Genomic DNA, 16,880 nt, shown 5'->3' on the forward strand with positions numbered 1-16,880 from the left:
GCGTCTAAGCATTTTCTTTTTAATTAACTTGCCCGCTTTATCGACGCCAACAGCATGAAAAACAGACTTTGCGATATCTAAACCGATTGTAGTAATCTTCATAGGTGGACCCGTCCTCTTTCTGATGAGTTTTAGCGACTACATCGTGGCCCATTGCGAGGCCGATTAAAAGTGGATGGGTCCATTCCATTATCCATGACCGAACTCACGCACTCTTTATTAAATCAAGAGCTCTATTCGCCCTGCGGCAACTCCGAGTGGAGGTGTATTCCTTGGAGTTTTGAGTCGTTAGATAGCGATTGAACAGCAAAAAATAAGCGCGAAAAATGAGAAAGCTAAAACGATATCAAGTGATTACCCATCAAACTGTATAAAAAACCGCTACCGCAAAAAAGCAAATTCCTATAGCATCATTTATACCCATTTACATGGATGTGGCAGTGGCCATATTTGAGATTTAGTCAACAAGCGATTTATGCCCTGCAAACAGCGCAGCGCATAAATACTAAGACGTTAACTGCTACCTAGAATTGAGATTATGCGCGTAAAACTAAAAAAGATAGCCGACAATTTGAGCGATGAAGAACATTCATCTATCGCGGATGAAATACGCCAAGGAAAAATCGATGGTATATCTCTATCATACTTAGGTGGTGCTTTTGGTCCTACATGGTCTGCGGGTAACGATTACAGTTTAGATTTCCTGAAACACTATTCGGGCATTAGAGCTTTAGAGATTTTTCTTCCTGCGCTAACAAGTATTGATGCTATTGCTGAGCATGTAAACGATATAGAGTTTTTGAGTCTGGGAGAGCTTAATAAAAAAACTGTATCTTTAAGGCCTCTATCAGATCTGAATAAGTTAAATTCTCTGAGTTTGGTCAAAAATAAGAAAGATATCGATTCTATAGCTACGCTCACTAGCCTTAGAGACCTAACCCTTTCAGGGTATCAAGAAAAACAAATAGAGCATGTTGCCAGTCTGAGTAATTTAGAAAGTTTATATTTGGGTTTCGGCACATTTGAAGACCTAAATGCTATTAAAGGATTATCTAAGTTAACAAGCCTAGAAATACTTTGGGTAAAGAAATTACACGACCTAAGTGCCCTGGAAAACCTGACATCTCTTGAGATATTGCATTTAAGTACTCTAAAGCAAGTTACATCCATTCCAGATGTTTCCAATCTAAAGCACCTTAAGAGCTTGGTCATGGATACCATGAATGGACTTTCCTCTTTGTCAGGTATTAAAGGTAGCTCAATTAACGAATTGGCTGTAATTAATTCGAAGATAGATCCTGTATTGTTTTCTGAGCTAAATAATAGTTTGCCAGTGCTGCAGCGGCTTGTACTTGGTCTCGGAACTAAAGGGAAAACAAATGAAGCATCTAGTTTCTTTGATAGTTCCGTTATATGCGACACATTTAATGATTTAAAATACAGTACAGCCAGAGGCTATAGAATTGAGTTCTGCAGTTAACAAGGCGCTGCTGTCGAACAAATTTTCCGCTGCGCTCCGCAGAGCGCGGCGTTAGGCATACACAATGAGCCGTAGATACCTTAATCTTCAAGAAGCCAAGTCGGCGCTTAAGCGAGGGAAAGCAGTTGAGTGCTTTCTTGGTGGCTGTGAACGGGATGGCCGTGCTGGTATTCAGTGGCTAAGCGTTCGAGGTCCCAAATCCGAAATAGATGTTTCAGTTTACGAAACTGCTGATTTGGGTGATGAATCATTCCTTAATATTTATGAGTTTGGTCCACTAGATCCAGACCTAGAGCTAGAGGATGCCAATGAGGTCAAATCATTCACTTCATTTGGCCAAGCGATAGAGTTTATTGAGCAACGATTCGCAGGATCATCTGAAAGGTTATTGAACGAGTTTATGATTCAAGATGAATATGCCGACTATATTTCGAGGGGCCGGAAGTAGAAATGCCTAACAATCGCAGGCACAGCGACGGCCTTTTCGTTGCAGCTCCGCCTTCACTACAAAGCCGCGCGTGCTGCGGGCGTTAACTTTATGGAAGAACTATGCACCCTCAAGCACCGCTTAAATTTTGCTATCAGGCCCTTACAAAAAAGGCGGCAAGCTATTATCGCTGGTGGGTTATCGGCACTATGTTACTTGTTCTTGCTGCATTCGTTGGTGTTACAGCTTTTGAAATGGCTGAGTGGTTATTATTTTTAACCTTTGTCCTTGCAGGGATGGTAATGACTATCACAACGCTAAGGCTTTTCTTAGTGAAACTATTTGAAGAGAATGCTGATGCGATTAATCTGTTCTCTAGTTATTTTCCGTCTCTGCTAGGCACCCGTAGATTGGAGTTAGCTTGTAAGATAACAAATTCAGTTTATTACGGAGTGTTTTATCTTTGTTGTTATTTCTTGTTGGCAGCTATTTTTTTGTTCCCGCTGTCTTTAGTTGTAGAGTATGCAAAAAGTTAACAAGGCAAGTCAGCATCGCACCTTCGGTGCTGGACTCGCTAACGCTCGCCGCTTGCGGCGTTATGTTCTCAGGGAGAGGTTGTGAATTTGGAGCACTTTTTACGAGCCGTGTTTATTGCTATAGCAATATGTTTTGTTCCAATTATGCTGTTTTACTGGAGTAATGAATCTGACTTAATAACAATGGATTTTAAATACTTCTATGGATCAATACGTTTTGTTTTAGTGTTCTATTTTATATTCTCAATTATTGGATGGATGTTAATTGGCTTTCCTGTGCATTGGGTGGCAGTAAAGTTCTTTAATCAGAATAAATGGTGTTATTTTTTAGGGATTCTAGCTTTCGGTATTCTGATTTCACTACCTTCTATGAAAATTGAATTGTTTTTGTTTTATGCAGGTATTTCGGGATTACAAGCAATCTTATTTTTGTGGTGGTTAGCAAGAGAACATAATAAGTTGCTTAAACGGACGTAAAACAGTTGGCTTGCGTTTGTAAGGTGATAACCCATAGGAATTTTAATCCGAACTCCACGAATTAGAGTAAAAAAACTAGCTCACTTTTGTACAAATGTGAGTTATAATATTCTGTGGAAATGACTATTCATGTAACATTATTCAGTCGGTTTTAATTCGCGAAATAAAAAGAGCATTAAGGATGAACTTAATGCTCTTTTTTATGGATAAATGCCTGCTCAAACTGTATTGCGGTAATGGGTTTACCGTAGAGGTAGCCTTGGCCTAAGTCGCATTCCTCGTGGCGAATAAAGGCATCTTGTTCTAGGGTTTCTACGCCTTCGGCGATCACTTCCAAGTCCAGTTTCTTACCAATGGCAATAATTGCCTTTGTTAACTCTCTATTTTGTTCGTTTTCTTCGAGTTTACTAATAAAGCAGCGATCGATTTTTAAGGTGTCGAAAGAGTATTTTTGTAGATAACTTAAGGATGAGTAGCCTGTGCCAAAATCATCTAGGGAGATGCGGATACCGAGTTCTTGTAGTTTTTGGATGGCATTGTGGGCAATATGTTCATCCTGCATCAGCATGCCTTCGGTAATTTCAAGTTCTAAGGCGGTGGGTGGCAATTGATAGAGGGTGAGTAAGTCGGCTATGTGTTCGCTAAAGCGGGGATTGCGCATTTGCAAAGGGGAAATATTGATGGCGATTTTAAACTCTTGGCCTACCTCGCGACACCATTTTGCCGCCTGAGACAGCGCGGTATGCAATACAAAATTGCCAATATCAATAATCTGGCCATTACGTTCAGCTAAGGCGATGAATCTGTCTGGGGCGACATTGCCAAGGATGGGATTATGCCAGCGCAGCAGGGCTTCGGCACCAATCACTTGCTTCGTCTTTAAGTTAATAAAGGGTTGGTAATGCAGGCTTAACTCGTTCTTGTTCAGTGCATCGACCAAGTGGGATTCCAGTTGATAGCGTAGGTTTAAAGCGGCTTGCGTATCTTGATTAAAGAAGCTGTGAGTTGAGCCATCAGCCTTGCTGATCGTCATGGCCGCTCCGGCTTTTTGCAGCAGGATGGCGGCATCGATACCATCCATAGGCGCTTGTGCTATGCCCATGCTCGAGGGAATCGTGATTACAAAATCAGCCACACCAAAGGGCGTGTTACAGCAGTTAAGCACTTTATTGATGAGTTTATTGGTTTCGTTATTCGAAGGTTTGTGGGCTTGAATAATCACAAATTCGGCGCCAGCGATGCGGGCGATAAAGGTGTTTTCATCGGTATAGTGCTGTAAACGTTGGCTGAGAATAGTGAGAATTTTATCGCCAATCAGGTAACCATAACTGTCGTTGATGGATTTGAAATTGCGCAGCCCAAGATAGAGTACTGAAATCTTTTCTTTGCGATTAACTTCTTCGAGCATGATAGACAGACTATTAATCAAATTGATGCGATTGGGTAATCCCGTCAGTGGATCATAGCTTTTATGGTATTCCAGTGAGGTTTCGGTGGAGGTGCGGTTTTCGATTTCTTTGATGAGCTTGCCGCTAAGTTCGGCGAGTTCATGGGTGCGCTGTTGTACTTTTTGCTCTAGCTGCTGATTGTGCAGTTGTAGCTTAGCCTGTTGATAAAGGGTGACTAGGTTAGCTTCGATACCATTTTGAAACCGAGCGAGTAAGCTGCGAAAAGATTGGGGGTAATTATGCTCTTGGCTATCGAGCATGCAGATAGTGCCAAAGGCACTGCTATCTGGCCAACGTAAAGGTAAACCACAGTATGCGATCATGCCGAGTTTAATGTCAGGATTTTTGTCCCAGTTTTTATCCTTTAGGGCGTTAGGAATGTGGAGTTCCTTACCTTCTTTGATCACTGTTTCGCAGTAAAGCCCGTGGCCTAAACTGTCTTTATCATGTTTTTTATAGGGATTACCTTGGGTGCGGCTCGAGGTAAAGACCTCAATATCGGTTTGATGGACACGCATGATCAAAGCGGCGGGGGTGTCGACTAATTCAGAGAGCAAATCTAAGGTTTGTTGCCAGTTATCAACCATTTCTTGGGGAACAACGATTTTGTCTGTGTCGATAGCAATGTCGGCAAATAAACGATCTTTTTGAGACTGGTTAATGGCGAGGTTGTATGGCATGAATGCTCAGTCCTAGAGGCGCGATACTATTCATAAACTATAGTCTTTTTACTCATGATGTGAGTCTTTTCGGTAAATTTAGTTACTGCAAAATCTCGGTTCTATCTTAAATGCTGCGCTGTTAGATCTCTTAAGTGTTAGGTAAGAATTCAACGGTACTCTAACACTAAATGTTCTGATTTTTGGATTTATTAGTGAATAACTATCTGAAATATAAAGTTATGATGACATTTATGGATTTTGCTAAGGGGCATTTAATTACGCCGCTTTTAGTGTTTGCAGTGATCATAGTGGGGCTTGAATGGACTCACGCTGATATGAAAGTTGCGACTTTGTTATTTCATTGGCAAGGGGGCATCGACTCTTGGCCATTGAGAGGATATTGGTTGACCGAAGATTTACTGCATGTCACTGGGCGTAACTTTGTCATCTTGCTGGCGGTGAGTGTCGTAGTCGGCATTGCCTTTAGTTTTCGAAGTGACAGGGTAAAACCGTACCGCAAGGGCCTGATTTACCTATTTAGTAGCGTATTGGTGAGTGTGTTGCTGGTCCGAATTGGCAAGAGCGTTACTCACATGACCTGCCCGTGGGATGTGATTGAGTTTGGCGGCCAGATGATACATTCATCCTTGTTTTCTCGTTTACCTAAAAGTGCTGAGTTTGGTCAATGTTTCCCGGGTGGCCATGCCAGCGGCGGGTTTGCTTGGGTTGCCTTGTATTACGTGCTGCGTGAGTATCGCCCGCATTTAGCTAAGTTTGGATTAATCTTTGGTTTGAGTTTAGGCCTAGTATTTGGCATTGGCCAAGAGTTACGCGGCGCCCACTTCTTGAGTCATGATTTATGGAGTTTAGCCATAGCATGGACGTCCGCTAGCTTACTCTACTATGTGTTTTTTCTGCACTCGCCTGCGTTTAGAAAGTCTAAATTGGTCGCTTTGGGTCAAATGTTCAAGGTTACAAGTAGTGGAATATCGCAAAAATAACGAGCTGTGAAGCTAAAGCCCTGAGTCCTTATTGGGTTCAGTGTTTTTTTATGGCTTAAAATCTAAATTCGAAGCGCATATCAGGTCTGCGTAGGCGAGATCTTTCATCTAACAGTTGGTTTTTTTCGTTGAGTAGGCTGTTTTTCTGTTTCAATAAGTCAGCCTTGTCGGTGAGATTATTGATCTTGCCATCAAGACTGCTTATTTCTCTCTCTATGGTATTTAAGCGATCGGCAATCTCAGTTAAACGTTTGTTGGTCAGGTATTGTTGATGGCCTTGGTTATAGCGCTCAACAAACTGGTTATTACTGCAAACCCCATAATAACTTTCTCCTGCTAAGCCTACGCGGTAGCCATTTTCTGGCACGCAGTAACTGGCTAACCCTTGCTGGTATCCTTGTTTCCACTGCGCGGTATCGACACTGAGATTAAATTCACGACAATCTTTTTGATATTGATTTAATTGCCCAGAACTTGTCCCACGGTTGCCATCGGCAAGCCCAAGGGCAAACCAATCACTATTGGCGCATTCTTCAATAGATAAGCTGCTGCATTGAGTCAGGGATAAGACTGAAAGTGCGAGGAAAATGCTGGGATAGTGCATGGATAAGTTCTCTATATGTTGTGGCGTTTAGGATAAAGGCTCTTATGGGGGAGATCTAGCTATATATACCGCCGTTTATACGGTCATAGATGCGTTTTGTTGGGCTGAATCCATCACAGTTTAGCGGATGAATACATGATAACCAGCTGATATTGTGTTAGTTTGTGGTTAACACTTTAAATGTCTGCTTTGGTGCTCGCTATGATTTCACTTATTTCATCTGCGTATTCAGCTTCATTACCGGCAGTTAAGTCGGCTCATCAATCCCTTGATACCGCCGAGCCAAGCGGACTTAAATCCTTTACCTATGGTGCATTAGGGCTGGCGGCTCCTAAAGCTGAGGTCAGTTTTGATGGCACTGCAAGGAGTAAAATACCTGAGCCTAGTGCGGATGATGTAGATGACGTTAAGAGTTCAAACGACACTTATTACAGTGCAGGCCAAATATTGAAAGCGGCGGCGACCGTGGGCAGTGTGATTGCCTTGTTTGTTTGAGTTAAGTTCCTGCACCAATTTAGCTATGGGTATTATTTCAACTGGCTTGAATTGGTATATTCGCCGCGGAATATGGCTTGTTGTTTTGAGTCTGGTTTTATTGGGGTGAGCATAAAAGAATATTCTTTTAGTTAAAGTGGTATTTTCAGTCTCTTTCTTTGCCAACGCGCTGAGTAAATCTGGTATTGTGTTTAACACGCAAGTGCATTAGTTTTTACTTAAAATTCGTTTAACAATCCTAAACTATATTCATCAAACTTCCGCTGGAGACCGCTTTTGTATGAAGATTTGCCCGCAGTATTCCATATCATGCCTAAGTAAGGTATAAGGGCGCTATGAAAACTCCGAAACGAATCCAACCCCTGGTTGATGAAGGACTGGTCGATGAGGTCATTAGCCAGTTAATGAGCGGTAAAGAAGCGACTGTGTACGTTGTACGCAGTGGTGATGATATCCGCTGTGCCAAAGTCTATAAAGAAGCGGACAAGCGCAGTTTTAAGCAAGCTGTGTTATATCAAGAAGGCCGAAAAGTCCGTAACAGTCGTCGCGCGCGCGCGATGGAAAAAGGGTCTAAATTTGGCCGCGATCAGCAGGAAGAAGCTTGGCAAAATGCTGAAGTTGAAGCTCTTTACCGTTTAGCGAATGCGGGTGTACGTGTGCCAACGCCTTACGGCTGTTTCGATGGCGTGTTGCTGATGGAGTTAGTGACGGATGCCGAGGGCAATGTCGCGCCGAGATTAAACGATGTCAGTATGTCGGCAGAAAAAGCCTTGAAGGATCATGCGTTGGTGATGACCTATGTCAAACGTATGCTCTGTGCGGGGTTAGTGCACGGTGACTTGTCTGAGTTTAACGTGTTAGTTGATAGTGAAGGGCCAGTGATTATCGACTTACCTCAGGCCGTCGATGCCGCTGCAAATAACCATGCTAAATGGATGTTAGCGCGTGATGTGAATAACATGACTCAATACTATGGTTTGTATGCTCCTGAGCTGTTAAAAACACAATACGCCAAAGAAATTTGGGCCCTGTTTGAAGCCGGTGAATTGAAGCCTGAAACGCCATTAACGGGTGAGTTTACCGAAGTGCTGGTTGAAGCCGATGTTAGTGCGGTCTTGGAAGAAATCCAAGCAGCCTTTGAAGAGGCGCAAGAGCGTAAGCAGCGGATCCAAGAGGCAAACGAAGAAGACTATTAATCGTCAGTCGTTGTTTTTCACCCATAAAAAAGACGCTCAAAGTAGCGTCTTTTTTATGCTAAAAATTAAGTGAAATTATTATTTTTGTTGTTGATTTTATTATTGTTATTTAATTTTTGGCGTTAGCCAATCCTTGGCTTAATCCCCGATGGAAGCTGGGGCCATCCTTATTGCTACAAACAAGCTAGCAATCATCGAACAGTGTAATAAAAGGACAAGAGCTGAGAGAGAAATATGTTCATGACTTGGGGGAGCACAATTCACATATTTAATCTTTGGGGAAGATAACTCCCTCAATCCTTGCCGAAACCTTGGTCACTCCTCAGTCAATCTATGTAATACCAATCACGGCCTTCCTTGGCGCACTACACTCATTGCAGTGCTGGATCATCATTGATCCTGTGAATAAAATGACAAGGCCAGAGAGAGAAATATGTTCATGACTTGGGGGAGCACAATTCACATATTTGATCTTGGGGGAGATAACTCCCTCCCTAGTCTTGTCGAAACTTTTGCATTGTCCCTATCCGTTTGTTGCTGTTAATACTATTTCCCAATCTTCGCTGGGTTCATCAATTTGGACGACAAGGCCGGACTAAAAAGGGCGCTGTTATTATTGTTGTTAGCACATCTTTTACATCGTTAGCGTTATCAGCAGGGCGATATGCAATCTCGTCCGGCCTTGTCTATTCGGGCACGTTTAGCTTGTTGTACAGGCTAACCTATCGTGCGTAGCTCTTGATTGAGCTGTTTAATTTTTTTCTGTAGCTGGGCAATCTCACTCATTAATGCGCATTCTCTTTGCTGGGGTTGCAGATCGCTTTCTCGCACCCATTGGTAGACTGCCTTGGCAGATAAACCGTATTGGCGTGCAACATCCGACAGTAAGCGACCTTGTACTTTAACCTCGGTGATAACATGTAGCTTGAGACTATTTTCTGCGATTCCCATGAGCGTTCCCTCTTTTACTGCCTTCGAACCAAAATATGACCGTTTGCGTTGCCTTTTATTGATGATAGTGACGCTGTTCTAAATCCCACTGGCTCAGACCTAGATGGCGCAGACAAATCCATTCGTGGCGACATAGTGCGATAAAGTTCATGACCGTTTTCATACTTCCTCCTTCATGACCCTAAATACTCGAGCCCATTTTCTGTCTCGATAGGTCCATTTAATTTGGATTAATCCTGTTGAAGTCGACTCTAGTTTTTCGGCGATGTTTACCGCGTCTGACTGTCTACTCACTTAGTAGTATGTAAAATTCGTGCCAATATTCTAATTTTTATTTTAACCTTTTAAATCATTGGATTGCGCCTTCGATTAAAACAGCGTTATTTTTTAGTGCCGCCAATAAAGGTGCAAGGTGCACTATTTCGGTGCCATAGACTTGATATGACATTGGGCGGTACAAGCCATCATTGAAGCCCGAAATCTGTATCTTTGCTGACTAAAATCTGGATTAGCATAATTGAAGATGGATAAAGGATTGTCTCCAGCGCAATTGCTTATATACTGCCTGCTTTGTGGCAATCCCTAGGTCATTCGTATTACCTAATGGACGTGATATTTCTTGCCCTTTTGAGCGGTATTCACAGTCATCAATCATATAAAGAGGTTATAAATGATGAAGTGTTTTCAGGCAGTGCAATCTAAACCATCCCTGTTAGCCATAGTGGTATTGACGACTGCGCTAGTTGCATCGGGTTGTACAACAATCAATCCCTATTCAAACGAAGAACAAACCGCTAAAGCGACCAGTGGCGCATTGATTGGTGCCGTCGCGGGTGCCGCAATTGGAGTGGTATCTTCGAGCAAGAGCGACCGCGGTAAAGGTGCCTTAATTGGTGCAGCATCGGGCGCTGCAGTCGGTGGTGGTATTGGTTATTACATGGATGTGCAAGAGACTAAATTACGCCAACAATTAGCCTCAACGGGCGTGAGTGTGACCCGTAACGGCGATAACATCATTTTGAATATGCCTAATGAAGTGACCTTCGGCGTAGATCAAACCGAGTTAAGTGACGGTGCTAAACGCGTGCTGAATTCAGTGGCGGTTGTGGCCAAGGAATACAGCAAAACGCAGCTCAACATATTAGGTTATACTGACAGTAGTGGTTCAGACTCTTACAATTTACGTCTGTCACAGGTCCGTGCTAGCGAAGTGGGTAATTACTTGATGAATAAAGGCGTTGCCTCTGCCCGTGTAAAATCAAAAGGTATGGGTGAAGCGAGTCCTATTGCATCAAATGCCAATGCAAATGGCCGCGCACAAAACCGCCGCGTTGAGATCGTACTAATACCAACGGGTAAATAGTCTGGTCTAAGCACAAAGTTCTCGCTGAAAAAGTCGCCTTGGGCGACTTTTTTGTTTTCAGTGATGGGCTAATTGAATGATTAGCTTGCTGTGCTTCAATTAGACAATTTGTCCTTTATGAAGCGCACCTTGAGTGACCTGCACCACAAACATATCACTGCTAATTACCTTGGGATGAGTTCAGCTTGATCCCTTTATCGATTTCACGTTCTGTATGGGAATAAGTCCCAAGAATGACTTTTAGTGTCTAAAGGAGAATATGACTATGATAAGCAAAAATGTGTTAGTAGCCTTGAGTTTAAGTCCTGTCATCATGGTGACAGCTGTACAAGGAGTGCCGATGAAAGCCGAACTGACCACAGGAGTCGCGCCGATAGAACTGCGCGCCGCAGGCAGTTTAAAGGCTGCGATGAGTGATATTATTGCTGCTTATCAAGCACAGTCGCAAATGAGTGTTGTAGCGCAATATGCGCCCTCAGGTTTATTGTTAAAACGCATTCAAGAGGGCGAGAAAGTTGATATCTTTGCCTCGGCAAATATGAAACATCCACAGGCATTAGTGGATTCGGGTCAGGGCGAAGCGGTGCAAATGTTTGCCCGTAATCAACTCTGCGCAATTACCCAAGACACAGTTCAGGTGACGAGTGCGACGTTACTCGATACCTTGTTAGATTCTAAGATTAAAGTCGGCACCTCAACCCCGAAAGCCGACCCCGCGGGTGATTATGCCTGGGCCGTTTTTGCTAAGGCCGAAGCGGTAAAACCCAATGCGAAAGCCGCGTTAGAGACCAAGGCATTACAACTGACGGGCGGCCCTGAGAGCGTTAAACCGCCTAAAGATCGCAACCCCTATGGCTGGGTGATGGAAAACAAGCAAGCGGATATCTTTTTAACCTATTGCACTAATGCTGTGCTGGCTAAAAAAGAAGTGCCGAGTTTACAAATCATCGACTTACCGCTGGAACTCGCCGTGGGTGCCGACTATGGTTTACTGGTTTTACAAGGCGCTAATACTGCCGCTAAGCCGTTAGCTGAGTTTATTCTATCGACCAAAGGCCAAGCGATTTTGAGCAGTTATGGTTTTCAACCTCCGGCAAAATAGCCTTCTTTAGTTTTCCAGCGGGATAAAAAACGGCACCTTTGAGGTGCCGTTTTTGTTATTAGCTCAAACGGTTAAAGCGTTAGTTCATCAGGTAGAGCGTCGCTAACCCGAGGAAGGCGAACAGGCCAACCACGTCAGTGACTGTAGTGAGCACCATACCGCCAGCGAGGGCAGGATCGATTTTAAGTCTTTTTAAAATCAATGGAATACTCGCACCTGCAAGCCCTGCTACTGTCATGTTGATCAGCATGGCGCTACCAATTAAGCCCGCCAGTGCCATATCATCCTTCCATAGCCACACGGCGACAAAGACTAAAATCGACCACATCAAACCATTGAGAAAACCAATCGATAGCTCTTTACCGATAAGCCAGCGAGCGTTGCTTTGGCCGATATGGCCTAAAGCAATACCGCGGATCACGAGCGCTAAGGTCTGATTACCGGCAACACCGCCCATGCTAGGGACAATCGTCATTAGGATGGCGATAGTGGCAAATTGCTCAATAGTGCCTTCAAACATATTGCTGACCGACGATGCGAGCAGGGCGGCGAATAAGTTTATGGTGAGCCAGAGCGAGCGACGTAGGGTACTTTTTAGTACAGGACCAAAGGTATCTTCATCTCCGTCCATCCCCGCCATACCCATCATGGAATGTTCAGCATCTTCGCGGATAACATCGACTACGTCATCGATTGTGATACGCCCGAGCAGCTTACCATCACTGTCGACGACAGGTGCCGATACCCAGTCATTGCGTTCGAATTTCTGCGCGACTTCGCTGTCGGACATGCTCACCGGAATACTTTGAATATTGGGATCCATGATATTGCGAATTGTGGTGCTTGGCGCGCAAGTCAGCAGATCTGCCAGCCTAACACCGCCAAGGACTTTGTCCTGTTTGTCGACCACATATAAGGTATCTGTGGTGTCGGGTAGGTTGCCCCTTTGCCGAAGATAGCGCAGCACCACATCGATATTCACATCGGGTCTTAAGGTGACAGTATCCGTGTTCATCAAGCTGCCGGCGGTCTCATCTGGATAAGATAGAGCTTGTTCTACCCTCAGGCGATTTTGCTCCGTCATCGACTGCAACACTTGTTTGTAAACGGCGTCGGGAAGACTTCGCAGAATATAGGCGAGATCGTCGGTGTCCATGCTTGCTGTCGCTTTCGCGACTCGCTCAGGGCTCATGCTGCGGATCAGTGGGTCTTTGAGCTCTTCACTCAACTCATCGAGTATGTCGCCTATTTGTTCCTGATCGATGAGCTGCCACAATACTTGTCTGGCACTTGGCGGTGATGATTCTAAGATCAGCGCGATATCTGAGGCGGCCATTTTTTGCAGCATATTGCGCACGTGTACGAACATGCCGCTGCTAAGCGCTTGGTTTAACTGGTCAAGACTATGTCCGGTGTGATCGTTTTCTGCATTATCTACGGGCATTTGTCCTCCATTGTGCGGCAAATTGGTTTGAGATCTTAGTGTTGGGCTAGGATTTTACGGTGACTAAGCGTCAGTCGATGACACAGATTAAGACGGCTAAGGTAAGGTTAAGGCCAGCGCCAGCGCAATGACCGCTAGTGTAATCGCCTGTGGCTTGTATCGTCGAGCGACAAATGTTTTGCCATGTGTGAATGGCAAGTTTTTTAAACTAGACATGAAGTGAAACTAACGATGAAGTGCTTAGTGTGAAGTGAAACTAACAGGCTTCGTCAAACTTAGCGTCGATTAAGGCACAAATGGCATCGAGAGCCGGCTCTGCATCTGGGCCTTCGGCGATAAGCTTGATGGTCTTACCCATGCCAGTTTCAAGCATCAGTAAGCCAAGTACACTGGCGGCCGATGCTTGTTTATCGCCTTGGATTAAGGTGATGGTCGCATCAAACTCGGAAGCCAGTACCACCAACTTAGTGGCGGCACGGGCATGTAAACCGAGCTTATTACAGATGGTTATCTGACGTTCAAGTTTTGGCATTATTGAGCTCTCGATGACGGGCATAAACTTTATGTTTACCGTTACTAAAGCGTTTGGCCAATTGCTCTGCGACGTAAACCGATCTGTGCTGTCCACCTGTGCAGCCAATGGCTACCGTTAAATAACTGCGATTGTTACGCTCGAGGTGCGGCAGCCAAGTCTCCAGTAAATTTTCGATTTGCCAGATGAACTTATTAACCAGTGGTTGACGATTTAAGAACTCAGCTACGGGTTCATCTAAGCCAGTCAATGGCCGCAGCGCCAACTCCCAGTGGGGATTGGGCAGGAAGCGCACATCGAACATAAAGTCGGCTTCGGTGGGCATTCCGTGCTTAAAGCCAAAGGACTCGAAGTTGATCACGAGTTCTTTATCGACACTACCAAGGAGAATTTGTCTGACTTGGTCGCTTAAATCATAGATATTCAAATTCGACGTATCTATGTAGTGATCGACCAGTTTTGACATAGGCTCGAGCAGTTTCCCCTCCAGCTTTATCGCTTCTTGCAAAGAGACTCGGCTCTTCGACAAAGGATGCAAACGGCGGGTTTCGCTGTAACGCTTGAGCAGAATTTTATCGCTGGAGTTAAGGAAGAAGCTCGTTAACTCAGTATCTGGAGGTAGGCTAGCGAGTTGTTTTACTAAGACCTTATCCTGCTCAGGCATGTTACGCACGTCGACACTGATGGCGACGAGATCGTTACTGCCTTTGAGTTGCTCAAGCAAACTGCCAATCAATGGCAAGGGAAGGTTATCGACACAATAATAGCCGAGATCTTCGAGTACCCTAAGGGCGACAGATTTGCCTGAGCCTGAGCGGCCCGACACTATGACCAGTTTCATCCAGTGATTACCTGATAGAGTTCCGTTTCATCATGCGTCTTGCGTAATTGCTTTAATATTTGCTTGTCGCTCAGCTTTTCGGCCATGCAAGACAAGGTACTTAAGTGCTGCTGACATTGGTCTGCAGGCACCAGTAGTGCAAATAAAATATCAACAGGTTGCTTATCGATAGCATCAAATGCTATCGGCTCTTCACACTTAATTAGTATGGCAATGGGCTGATCTATATCGGCTAGTCGACCATGTGGAATGGCGATGCCGTTACCTATACCTGTGCTTCCCATCTTTTCGCGCGCCACTAGGCTTTCGAATATCTCTTGAGATGAGAGGGTCGGGTACTGGGCAGCGACTAAGTCGCTGATGAGTTCCAGTACCTTTTTCTTGCTGCCCGGAGTGGCGCAGGTAGTGCACTCCGGCCGCAGTATGGTACAAAGTTCCATTATTAGTGTTTTGTTAACTTCTCTTTGTGTTTAATAACCTGACGGTCAAGCTTGTCAATCAGGGCGTCTATAGCGGCATACATGTCAGCATGCTCTGAAGTAGCAAAAACTTCACCACCTATGAGGTTTATTCTCGCTTCGGCAATCTGTTGCATTTTCTCAACATTGAGCACAACGTGCACATTATTGATCTGTTCGAAATGGCGTTCAAGTTTTGAAAACTTTTCTTCTACATATGCACGTAACGATTCGGTAATTTCGACATGGTGTCCACTTAGGTTTATTTGCATAGAAACGTCCTCCGATATCCACTGTAGGTTATAAACTTTTACGCTGATTAGAAGGTGGAATAAGCATAGCCTCTCGGTACTTCGCAATGGTTCTGCGGGCTACGTTGATCCCTTGTTCTGCCAGAAGTTGTGCCATCTTACTATCGCTTAATGGTTTTTTCTGGTTTTCCGCTGCCACCAGTTTCTTTATAAAGGCTCTGATTGCTGTGGATGAGCACTCACCACCATCGTCAGTACCGACGTGGCTAGAGAAGAAGTATTTTAGTTCAAAAAGTCCCTTAGGGGTATGCATGTATTTTTGAGTTGTGACCCGTGAGATGGTGGACTCATGCATTTCTACCGCTTCGGCAATATCGTTAAGCACCATAGGCTTCATGGCTTCTTCACCATACTCAAAGAAACCTTGCTGATATTGCACTATGCAATTAGCAACTTTAAGCAAAGTATCGTTACGGCTTTCTAAGCTCTTAATAAACCATTTAGCCTCTTGCAGATGGCCGCGAATAAATTGGCTATCGGCTTGGTTTTTGGTACTGCGTGCCATAGAAGCATAATGTTGATTTACATTGATTTTTGGCATGCAGTCAGGATTAAGCTCAACGACCCAGCGGCCATTTTTCTTCGACACAGACACATCTGGGATAACGTATTCGTCATTATTGGGCGTGATCAACAAACCTGGGCGAGGATTGAGGGTTTGGATAAGTGCTATACCATCCCTTAATTCATCTTCTTTTAATTTAGTCTTACGCATCAATAACCTAAAATCACGGGCGGCGATCAGATCTAAATGATCTTTGATCAGCATACGGGCGTTTTCTAGGTTGGGAGTATCAGCGGCGAAATGCGACAGTTGGATCAGCAGGCATTCACTTAAATCGCGGGCGGCAACGCCTATGGGATCAAAATGCTGAATACGCTTGAGTACGGCTTCGACTTCGTCAAGCTCAACTTCAGGATTGCCCATGGCTTCGAGAATTTCTTCAGTGCTTTGGGTGAGATAGCCCTGATCGTCGATGGCATCAATAATGGCGGTGGCAATGGCTAAATCGGTTTCAGAAAACGGCGTGAGGTTTTTTTGCCATTCTAAGTGTTCGTACAAACCTTCACTGGTCTCGCCTTGGAAGGGCATATCGTCTTCACGACTGCCGCCGGGGCCTGAGTTTGGGGAGGCGGTAAACACTTCATCCCATGTGGTGTCCATGGGGAGCTCATCGGGCATGGATTCTTTGGTTAGCGACTCTGCCGTATCTATGGTGGAGCTGTCTTTTTCTGGTGGCAGAGTGCTAGATTCACTGAAATCCGTATCGGATAGCGTTTGGTTTACAGGGGTTTTAGTGGCGTCGAATTGATCCTCTTCCAGCTCGAGAAGGGGATTAGAATCTAATGCTTGCTGGATCTCTTGCTGCAGTTCTAATGACGACAGTTGCAACAGACGTATAGCCTGTTGTAGTTGTGGCGTCATGGTTAACTGTTGACCCAGTTTGAGCTGGAGTGACGCTTTCATGTTACCGCTGATCCCTACGTTATTATTGTTGGATGAGGTCGCTTATTATCATTTTGAGTGAAGCCCAATGGCGGTATAAATTGC

Annotated in this window: 18 protein-coding genes and 1 pseudogene; 9 read left to right on the forward strand and 10 right to left on the reverse strand. The window is 44.4% G+C overall.

The window, feature by feature from the left end; translation table 11 throughout:
* Positions 1-102: pseudogene (locus L5L91_RS17090) on the reverse strand (IS110 family transposase); the annotation flags it as partial.
* Positions 103-538: 436 nt separating this feature from the next.
* Here L5L91_RS17090 and L5L91_RS17095 point away from each other — a divergent pair.
* The 4 genes from L5L91_RS17095 (at position 539) to L5L91_RS17110 (ending at position 2,920) form a co-directional block, all read left to right on the forward strand.
* The gene (locus L5L91_RS17095; RefSeq protein WP_168825520.1) at positions 539-1,480 is read left to right on the forward strand and encodes a leucine-rich repeat domain-containing protein; all 942 of its coding nucleotides are present in this window, start codon (positions 539-541) and stop codon (positions 1,478-1,480) included.
* Between the two features lie 64 nt (positions 1,481-1,544).
* Positions 1,545-1,928 (forward strand): hypothetical protein, encoded by a 384-nt coding sequence (locus tag L5L91_RS17100; RefSeq protein ID WP_263237244.1) that lies wholly within the window; start codon positions 1,545-1,547, stop codon positions 1,926-1,928.
* A 101-nt stretch (positions 1,929-2,029) separates the two neighbouring features.
* On the forward strand, positions 2,030-2,443 hold the full coding sequence (locus L5L91_RS17105; RefSeq protein ID WP_168825515.1) for a hypothetical protein: 414 nt from the start codon (positions 2,030-2,032) through the stop codon (positions 2,441-2,443).
* Positions 2,444-2,524: 81 nt separating this feature from the next.
* On the forward strand, positions 2,525-2,920 hold the full coding sequence (locus L5L91_RS17110) for a hypothetical protein (RefSeq protein ID WP_168825513.1): 396 nt from the start codon (positions 2,525-2,527) through the stop codon (positions 2,918-2,920).
* Between the two features lie 187 nt (positions 2,921-3,107).
* Here the strand turns inward: L5L91_RS17110 and L5L91_RS17115 are convergent, their stop codons facing one another.
* Positions 3,108-5,048, reverse strand: a complete 1,941-nt coding sequence (locus L5L91_RS17115) for a GGDEF domain-containing protein (RefSeq protein WP_263237245.1) — start codon at positions 5,046-5,048, stop codon at positions 3,108-3,110.
* A gap of 224 nt (positions 5,049-5,272) precedes the next feature.
* On the opposite strand from L5L91_RS17115, the gene L5L91_RS17120 reads away from it, so the two are divergent.
* Positions 5,273-6,031 (forward strand): phosphatase PAP2 family protein, encoded by a 759-nt coding sequence (locus L5L91_RS17120; RefSeq protein WP_263237324.1) that lies wholly within the window; start codon positions 5,273-5,275, stop codon positions 6,029-6,031.
* Between the two features lie 55 nt (positions 6,032-6,086).
* Here L5L91_RS17120 and L5L91_RS17125 read toward each other — a convergent pair whose 3' ends face one another.
* Positions 6,087-6,635: a DUF2799 domain-containing protein gene (locus L5L91_RS17125; protein ID WP_113939984.1), complete on the reverse strand. Its 549-nt coding sequence runs from the start codon at positions 6,633-6,635 to the stop codon at positions 6,087-6,089.
* A 180-nt stretch (positions 6,636-6,815) separates the two neighbouring features.
* Here L5L91_RS17125 and L5L91_RS17130 point away from each other — a divergent pair, with 180 nt between their 5' ends.
* Together L5L91_RS17130 and L5L91_RS17135 are read left to right on the forward strand one after the other, a co-directional pair.
* Positions 6,816-7,130 carry a hypothetical protein gene (locus tag L5L91_RS17130; RefSeq protein ID WP_317630181.1) on the forward strand — a complete coding sequence of 105 codons (315 nt, stop codon included), beginning with the start codon at positions 6,816-6,818 and terminating at the stop codon, positions 7,128-7,130.
* A 335-nt stretch (positions 7,131-7,465) separates the two neighbouring features.
* On the forward strand, positions 7,466-8,326 hold the full coding sequence (locus L5L91_RS17135) for a PA4780 family RIO1-like protein kinase (RefSeq protein ID WP_028759534.1): 861 nt from the start codon (positions 7,466-7,468) through the stop codon (positions 8,324-8,326).
* A 717-nt stretch (positions 8,327-9,043) separates the two neighbouring features.
* Here the strand turns inward: L5L91_RS17135 and L5L91_RS17140 are convergent.
* Positions 9,044-9,277: a transposase gene (locus L5L91_RS17140; RefSeq protein WP_106649408.1), complete on the reverse strand. Its 234-nt coding sequence runs from the start codon at positions 9,275-9,277 to the stop codon at positions 9,044-9,046.
* 673 nt (positions 9,278-9,950) lie between these two features.
* Here L5L91_RS17140 and L5L91_RS17145 point away from each other — a divergent pair.
* Together L5L91_RS17145 and L5L91_RS17150 are read left to right on the forward strand one after the other, a co-directional pair.
* Positions 9,951-10,640, forward strand: a complete 690-nt coding sequence (locus tag L5L91_RS17145) for an OmpA family protein (protein ID WP_173497922.1) — start codon at positions 9,951-9,953, stop codon at positions 10,638-10,640.
* Between the two features lie 265 nt (positions 10,641-10,905).
* Positions 10,906-11,742, forward strand: a complete 837-nt coding sequence (locus tag L5L91_RS17150; protein WP_263164654.1) for a molybdate ABC transporter substrate-binding protein — start codon at positions 10,906-10,908, stop codon at positions 11,740-11,742.
* Between the two features lie 79 nt (positions 11,743-11,821).
* Here L5L91_RS17150 and mgtE read toward each other — a convergent pair whose 3' ends face one another.
* The 6 genes from mgtE to L5L91_RS17180 all read right to left on the reverse strand — a co-directional run bounded on the left by mgtE (position 11,822) and on the right by L5L91_RS17180 (position 16,796).
* Positions 11,822-13,186: a magnesium transporter gene (mgtE, locus tag L5L91_RS17155; protein WP_113939980.1), complete on the reverse strand. Its 1,365-nt coding sequence runs from the start codon at positions 13,184-13,186 to the stop codon at positions 11,822-11,824.
* A 256-nt stretch (positions 13,187-13,442) separates the two neighbouring features.
* Positions 13,443-13,718, reverse strand: a complete 276-nt coding sequence (locus tag L5L91_RS17160; protein ID WP_006083073.1) for an HPr family phosphocarrier protein — start codon at positions 13,716-13,718, stop codon at positions 13,443-13,445.
* Positions 13,705-14,559 (reverse strand): RNase adapter RapZ, encoded by an 855-nt coding sequence (gene rapZ / locus L5L91_RS17165; protein WP_113939979.1) that lies wholly within the window; start codon positions 14,557-14,559, stop codon positions 13,705-13,707. The genes L5L91_RS17160 and rapZ overlap by 14 nt, the downstream gene beginning before the upstream one ends.
* Positions 14,556-14,999: a PTS IIA-like nitrogen regulatory protein PtsN gene (gene ptsN, locus L5L91_RS17170; RefSeq protein WP_006083071.1), complete on the reverse strand. Its 444-nt coding sequence runs from the start codon at positions 14,997-14,999 to the stop codon at positions 14,556-14,558. Before ptsN ends, rapZ begins: the two co-directional genes overlap by 4 nt.
* Before the next feature lie 2 nt (positions 15,000-15,001).
* Positions 15,002-15,289, reverse strand: a complete 288-nt coding sequence (gene hpf, locus L5L91_RS17175; RefSeq protein WP_006083070.1) for a ribosome hibernation promoting factor — start codon at positions 15,287-15,289, stop codon at positions 15,002-15,004.
* A 28-nt stretch (positions 15,290-15,317) separates the two neighbouring features.
* Positions 15,318-16,796 carry an RNA polymerase factor sigma-54 gene (locus L5L91_RS17180; RefSeq protein WP_105251391.1) on the reverse strand — a complete coding sequence of 493 codons (1,479 nt, stop codon included), beginning with the start codon at positions 16,794-16,796 and terminating at the stop codon, positions 15,318-15,320.
* Positions 16,797-16,880: the final 84 nt, after the last annotated feature.

This window comes from Shewanella sp. SM55 (assembly GCF_025654025.1).
GTDB lineage: Bacteria > Pseudomonadota > Gammaproteobacteria > Enterobacterales > Shewanellaceae > Shewanella > Shewanella oncorhynchi.